The following is a 6,871-nucleotide window of genomic DNA, read 5'->3' on the forward strand; positions in this document are numbered from 1 at the left end:
ACGAACTGGCTCATCGCCTGAGGTGCACACTTCCAGCAAAAAAAGAAATTACGCTCAGCAAAGCACACAAGCAACGAAACCCAGACCTCTGTGGGCTCGGAGCTAGCGAAACAGTCAAGCGTCAAGTAAATGATGCGAGTGCAAGACCTTGATCGGTCGCCGATCAGTGTAGCGAACCGAAGGCGCGTGCTAGTATTTCTCCGCTTCTAACATTAGAGTTTGCGTTGGATGACAAGCCCATTCTACAGCATAGCAGCGGATCCGCAGAGCAGCTACGTGAAGATCACACCTTTTTGTTTCATGACAAACGCAGATGTATCAACAGCGCTTTCGTCTACTCAATCAGATAATAGCGCAAAGCTTTGATTTACAATCAACCGCATGCAATGTAAATCACGGCAACCCCTGAGATAGTAGGTGTCAGCTGACATTAAGCTTGCAAACTAATCAACTCGGAAGGCCGTTGTGATCCAAAGTGTCTTACGTAAAAAATGAGCAGACATTGCCACAACATAAAAAGTTCAGAGTTCGCTCTTCTATGAAGCGTCACAAAGAGTCAGCGTTGATTTGGCGATTTCAGATCAAAAGCAGAAAGGTTTGCGAATAGACTATTATTGCGTTGATTTTTTCCAGCAGCTCTTTCCGCAAGTCGAAACCGCAAAATAATGGAACCTGTCCATCGTGCGAAAGTCAATTACAGTCTATTCACGTCCGGCTTGGAAAGCAAAAAATCCGTATACGGGTCTACTTGCCGACTCTCTTATATCAGCTGGTCTGCATGTCGAGAGCATGCCAAGATCCTTTGGCTTATTACCCCGCGGCGGAGGTGTGCTGCTATTTCATTGGCCGGATGAGTTCTTCAACTATCTTGGAATAAAGCGAGCTGTCAGAGCACTTCTTTTGCTTGCAGAAATTTTCGTCGCCAAGACATTCTATAGGTCTCACGTAGTTTGGCTCGTGCATAATGTGCAGCCACATAATCGAAGCGGCCAAACATTCATATTTGCTCGTGAAGTTTTTTTTCTCCTCGTCGACGGTTGCATTTTTTTGTCAGAAAGCTCGCGTGAAGCCTTGTTTTCGCAGCATCAAAGGTTAGCAAAAAAGAAGAATATTGTCATAGCTCATGGACATTACCGTCCCTGCGAAATCACAGTTCCTAAGCTGCCCCAGATGAGAACTGCAGAGTCCTTTAAGTTGGCATTTGTCGGTCAGATCGACCGATACAAGGGTCCAGATTTGCTTGCACGTGTGGTTGCAAGCGACCCAACACTAAATGTGGAAATCGTGATTGCTGGATCTTGCTCTGATGAAAAACTGGCTGATGAACTTTTAAAGCTTAGCGATAATAATAATCGCATGAAAATAGTCTTGAAATATTTAAGCAGCAGTGAAATAGAGAATTTTGTCGATGCTGCTGATGTAGTGGTTCTTCCATATCGGGATATATTAAATAGTGGCACAGCGCTCCTAGCATTATCCCGTTTTCGCCCGGTAATAGCGCCCCGTCTCGGCAGCTTGTTGGAACTAAGGGAGCAAGTCGGTGAGAATTGGTTGTATCTTTATGAAGGTGACTTTACAGTTCAAACTTTGAGAGAGTCAATGGATTGGTTAAGGACGCAATCATATCAAGCCGAGCCGAATTTGACAGACCACGAGTGGCCAAAAATTGGAAGATTAGTAAGTAAATTTCTCCTTCAGATTCAGTCTAGATAAGCTCCTGTTGTTTTAGTCTCAGTAATTTGCTAATGTAGAATCTCTTTGCTTTTACCAGTAATTGCTAAGTTTTATTTAAAGCATTTGTCCAATATGGATAGATAATTCGTCTCGTATTCGATTTTGATTAGGTGAGAATAGTTTTGTGCTGAATTCCTCTTGCTGCAAAGCGTTGGGAAATTGAACCCGCTTTCTGACGCCCCGGAGACACATGACGGGTCGGCACCCGATGAGAGAATCTTGCCGCTGCGTCGTTTTGGTGGTGGCAAGGGCCAACCCTGACTGATTTCAAGCCGCCAAAGAAAGGTCTACTTCGAGCATACCTGAAAGCGCATCCTTGGCCGGACTGTGAGTTGGCCCATTTTAATCACGTGGTGCCGTTTTGAGGTTTGAAATCTTGAAGTAAACCAGAAGTATCACAATCTTTGTTGTTGATCTTCGAGGTCGCACAGCATCGGGTGGGTGTCCATGTTCAGTAGAGGCCAGTTCGCGTCCTTCTCCGAAATGACGCTCACTGGTAAGGGCCACTTAATACCGAAAAGCGGGTCGTTGAAGCGCACGCCACCTTCGCTGAGAGGCGAATAGGGCGCCGATACAAGATAGCTGACCTCCACGTCTTCCGTGACGGTTTGGAAACCGTGGGCAAAGCCCTTGGGCACATAAAGCATGCGGCGGTTCTCGGCTGATAGTTCAAACCCTTGGTAGCGCAGGAAAGTCGGAGATGTCCGGCGCAAATCAATGATGACGTCGAAGATCGCGCCGCGTAGGCAACGCAGCAGCTTCACTTCACCGTATGGCGGCCGTTGGAAGTGCATGCCGCGTATTGTTCCCTTTTCAGCGGAAACAGATGCATTTTGCTGGACATAAACGGTTTCGAGGCCCGCCGCCTCGAACTCCGTCGTGCAGTATGTGCGCCCGAACCAGCCTCGCTCGTCACCTCGCGGCTCGATCTCGATCATCAAAGCATCTGGTAGTTTTGTTTCATGAAATATCATGTCACAAATCCTGGCTTGGGATGTGCTGAGAAGCGTGTGCGTTGTTCCGCATACAACTGATCCACGATTCGCCCTGACGGCAGCTCAACATCAGAAAATCGTATTGGCTGATCTTTATTGATAGAGTGCTTCAAGGACGCGCCCAGCGCCAAACCTAGAGGCAAGAGATCCTCGCAGTCGATGACTTCGCAGTTTTCGGCGACCCCATAAGCCTCATAACCTCCGAATTCCTTAATGATCTCGCCGGGCGCCAAATCTTTCTTGGCTACGGAGATTACGCCGACCTGCGGCGACCCAGCCGGTGCAAGAACCGCGTCTCGGAACAGAGCCGCGCGCGCGATTGATGTTGGCACTTCGAAATGGCAAAGGTGATAAGGGGTTGAAAAGCAGTAGTAGGGGCCTTTTCCTAGTTTATATAAATCAAGGAAATGCTGCTGAACAGGGTCATCATGCATTCCGATCACGAAAACGCCAGGTCCAGGTCGGACGCCAACCACGTAGTCGACAAGGCCGAGGCGGTTCTGATCCAGCGCTTCGGTTAAGGCTAAAACCGACGTCTCTAGCGGTACTAGGGGTGCCGTCGGATCGCCTCCGGAGAAGTCCAGGCCGAGCATGCCCCTGCGCGCGACGCCGAAGCCCGTGCCATTGGCTACGATTGCCTGTTCATAGGAAATTTTCGTGCCATCGGCGAATGAGGCAACCATAGAAGCCTTTTGACCCCACTTTTCTGCGAACGCCCGTTGCGTGGTCGGATTGCGGTAGGGATCGTGCAGTCCCTTGATGTTGCCGCATAGGACGGGCTTTAAGCCTAGGCCGGCAACGAAGCGGTAGAGGTTCATCTGTACGCCTGGTTGATCCCCGTCGGCGAAGGTATAAACAACGTTTGCTTTATCTGCCTTGGCCTTCAGGATTGGCCCGACTGTGCCATCCACCTCTGCATTCATCTGGACCACATGTTTGCCAGCTTCGATCGCGGCCAGGATGACACGCGCGGCGTAGTCGATTGAGCCTGTAACTTCGACTACCACGTCTACACCGTCAGCCTGGGCTAGCGCGACCGCATCTTCCGTGGCGACGGGCCTGCCCACCGCAATGGCAGCCTCAATGGCAGTCCGTCCTTCTACTGTCACCGCCTCGATGCCCAGTTCCGTGAAGGCGCGCAGCGCCTGTTTGACATGGCGGTTGGCCACACCAACGACGCGCATACCCTTGGTAGAACGGACGATTTGGCGGACGATCCCTCTGCCTTGAAATCCAGCTCCTATGAGCGCGACATGAATTGGATTGCCGTCAGTTTCCAGTCGGGCGAGCGCGGTGTCAACGATAATCATGTTTTCTCAACTCCACACTGTTCAGGGTACACCTAGGGCCGAATGCTGCTCAAGAATTTGCCTGCCATGCAAAAATCGCTGCTCTTGCAGAAGCTATGGTGTTGATAACTTCCGAATTTAGCATGCTCGACCAGAGGAGGTATGAATATTCCAGTAATACAATGACATGCCTGTTAATCAAGTCAAGCAGCTTAAGTTTGCACCTGAAAATTTGCCGTTAATCAAGTCTTCCAGTTCCACACGCCGGCCCCATGGTTGCCAACTGACATGCAAATTTGGATCAGGATCAGCGTCAAGAAATGGCCCACCTTCCATCCTAGGTACAGCCAGCGATCGATGAAGGTCTAACCCTGATCCGAAACGTAAGGCGGCGAACACCCCGATTTGGCAGTTGGTGAAATTGCCGGCCGAGTCCGTGTACTGCCGGCCGACACCACACGAGGCTTTGGCCTGTTTGAGAAAACCAGACGCGTCGATCACCAGAGCCACATCGGGTGAGGCGAGCGTCTCAACGACGTAATCACGCACCACATCCCGCAGAGCCTCCGCATCCCATTGCGTGCGATCGAGAATGGTCTGCTGACCCCGGGCTCCCAGCAGCCTCGGCCCGCATCCAGCCGGTCTTGCGGCGCTCGCCCCAAGCAGCCCGTCCAGGAAGGCGTCGGCGCAGGCGGCCACACTCGGGGCAGCAAACAGCGGGCGGATGCGCTGTTTGGCTTGCCACTGCGTCGTGTACCAGAGCTCTAGCGTGGACACGGGCGTGGCTGAGGACATCGCGCCTCCCATTCAAAACCTCTTAGATAGAAACGAACAACGCAACTGTAATGCATGACCTTGCCCGAGTTGAAGGTGCAGTTGGCGGGCCAGGGCGCTCAGATCAGCCTGGCGGCGCTCTGGCGCTTTTGCCGCTGCCACAAGCTCACGCGCAAATAAAGACGGCGCACGCCTCAGAGCAAGATCGGCCCGACGTGCTGAGCCGCCGGGAGGCTTGGTTCGAGGATCAGCTCGATCTCGACCCCGAGCGCCTGGTGTTCATCGACGAGACCTGGGCCTCGACCAACATGGCCCGACGCTACGGGCGGGCGCCGCGCGGCCGGCGGTTGCGGGTCGGCGTGCCTCACGGTCACTGGAAAACCACGACCTTCGTCGCTGGGCTGCGCACAAGCGGCCTGATCGCCCCCTTCGTGATCGACGGCCCGATCAACCGGCACGCCTTCGAGACCTACCTCGCCAAGGTGCTCGTCCCCGAACTCAGGCCCGGTGACGTCGTGATCATGGACAACCTGTTCAGTCACAAGGGCCCACGGACCCGCGAGATGATCGAGGCGGCAGGTGCCAGGCAGCCGGATACGACGCAACGTGAGCGGATTCCGCACTAAACGGCGACGACACGCTCGCGCAGATCCGCAGACTTCGTTGACAACATTGGGCTTCTCTCCCGCCAAAGCCGCGCCTTCGATCCTGTCGAGGTTCCCACCGAGTTTGCCGGAAAATCTTGTCAAATATGTTCCTTGTTTTAGACTATCGTAACAACATTCAAACATTCCAATTAAGTAAATAATCGGGTAACTTTTGTCTGCCAGAGTTGGTTCATCGATACTATTTGTCGGGTGAGGACAGATGAATTCACTATACGTTTCACCAGTTGGTAGTGGCACTAGAGACGGATCCAATGCTGCCAATTCCGCCACAATGAGTCAAATGTTAAGTCTGATTCAGAAGGTCGGACCTGGCGGAAACATCCTGATGCTTGCCGACCAGGGTAGCTATGCCTTGAGTAAGCCAATCATAATCAATTCAGGGGGCACTGCGTCCGCGCCGATCAGCATCAGGGGCGTCGACAGCTACGGCAACGCCATGGACGCGCAGTTCGTTGGGAGCCGGGCCGAGACTTGGGCTCCAGGGGCGGCCAACGGACAGGACGCCTTCCGCCTGATGAATGGCGCCAACAATCTCAGCTTCGAGAATCTTGCCTTCAGAAACGTCGACAACGCCATCCGGGTGGGCGCAGATATCTCCAACCTGCGCATTGCCCATTCCTCCGCTCAGAACGTCGCTCATTTTCTGGAGGATTATGCCTCGGGAACCAACACGAGCGCTACGATCTCCGGTCTGCTCATTGATGATGTCACCGTCTCCGGCTACGCCAAGAGTGTGGTGCGTCTGCAATATGACACTCACAACGTAGTTATCCAGAACACGGTCGGCGATAGCAGGGGGATCGATGGCGGCTTTGCCGTGGGTGTGCACCTGCATGGGACAGTCCACGACGTCCTACTGAGTCACGTCACTATGCAGAACAACGTCTACTCAGGCTCCAATTATTGGAACGGCGACGGGTTTGCCACGGAGGGTGGCGTCTACAACGTTCGCTTTGACCACACGGTGTCGCGCGGCAACGCAGATGCAGGCTACGACATCAAGTCGGCGAGCACAGTGCTGCATGGCGCAGTGGCGGAGGGCAACAATCGCAACTTCCGCTTCTGGAACGACGACACGATCGTGACCAACGCCACCGGCACGGATCCCCACCACAGGGGCGGCACGGGTAGCCAGGCGCAGATATGGCTTGCTGACAACGCGGCCGTGAAGGTGAGTGCTTCGGTTTTCACGGGTACGAGTACCGGGTCCGTGGTTTTCAACCTGGATCAGAGCCAATCTACCCTCACGTTAGAGGACGTCACTGTCAGCATGGAGGACGGTGCACAGCTCAGTGTTCTGTTCGATGGGTCCACCATTAAGGGCACACCTATACTGGGCTCCGCGCCTCCCGACACGACGCCGCCGGCCTCGCCGGTCTTTACGCTGGCCAGTGGGTTTGAGGGTGGCATC

4 protein-coding genes and 2 pseudogenes are annotated in these 6,871 nt (G+C 53.3%); 3 read left to right on the forward strand and 3 right to left on the reverse strand.

Annotated features, from left to right (window positions below):
• Positions 1-681 precede the first annotated feature (681 nt).
• Positions 682-1,713, forward strand: coding sequence for a glycosyltransferase (locus tag MFF55_RS25580; protein WP_238246919.1), 1,032 nt, complete (start codon positions 682-684; stop codon positions 1,711-1,713).
• Positions 1,714-2,129: 416 nt separating this feature from the next.
• Here the strand turns inward: MFF55_RS25580 and rfbC are convergent, their stop codons facing one another.
• The 3 genes and pseudogenes from rfbC to MFF55_RS25595 all read right to left on the reverse strand — a co-directional run.
• On the reverse strand, positions 2,130-2,708 hold the full coding sequence (rfbC, locus tag MFF55_RS25585) for a dTDP-4-dehydrorhamnose 3,5-epimerase (RefSeq protein WP_238246920.1): 579 nt from the start codon (positions 2,706-2,708) through the stop codon (positions 2,130-2,132).
• Positions 2,705-4,039: an NAD(P)H-dependent oxidoreductase gene (locus MFF55_RS25590; RefSeq protein WP_238246921.1), complete on the reverse strand. Its 1,335-nt coding sequence runs from the start codon at positions 4,037-4,039 to the stop codon at positions 2,705-2,707. Before MFF55_RS25590 ends, rfbC begins: the two co-directional genes overlap by 4 nt.
• A 347-nt stretch (positions 4,040-4,386) precedes the next feature.
• Positions 4,387-4,813: pseudogene (locus tag MFF55_RS25595) on the reverse strand (transposase); the annotation flags it as partial.
• A 57-nt stretch (positions 4,814-4,870) separates the two neighbouring features.
• Between MFF55_RS25595 and MFF55_RS25600 the strand changes: the two are divergent.
• Positions 4,871-5,379, forward strand: a pseudogene (locus MFF55_RS25600) (IS630 family transposase); the annotation flags it as partial.
• A 406-nt stretch (positions 5,380-5,785) separates the two neighbouring features.
• Positions 5,786-6,871 (forward strand): hypothetical protein (locus MFF55_RS25605; protein WP_238246922.1); only part of this gene is annotated, 1,086 nt, incomplete at its 3' end.

This window comes from Methylobacterium iners (genome assembly GCF_022179305.1).
Taxonomy (GTDB): Bacteria; Pseudomonadota; Alphaproteobacteria; order Rhizobiales; family Beijerinckiaceae; genus Methylobacterium; species Methylobacterium iners.

What these genes read in the sequence shown, in the direction of transcription:
- rfbC (WP_238246920.1), bottom strand. Translation starts at nt 2,708, where the DNA reads ATGATATTTCATGAAACAAAACTACCAGATGCTTTGATGATCGAGATC.
- MFF55_RS25590 (WP_238246921.1), bottom strand. Translation starts at nt 4,039, where the DNA reads ATGATTATCGTTGACACCGCGCTCGCCCGACTGGAAACTGACGGCAAT.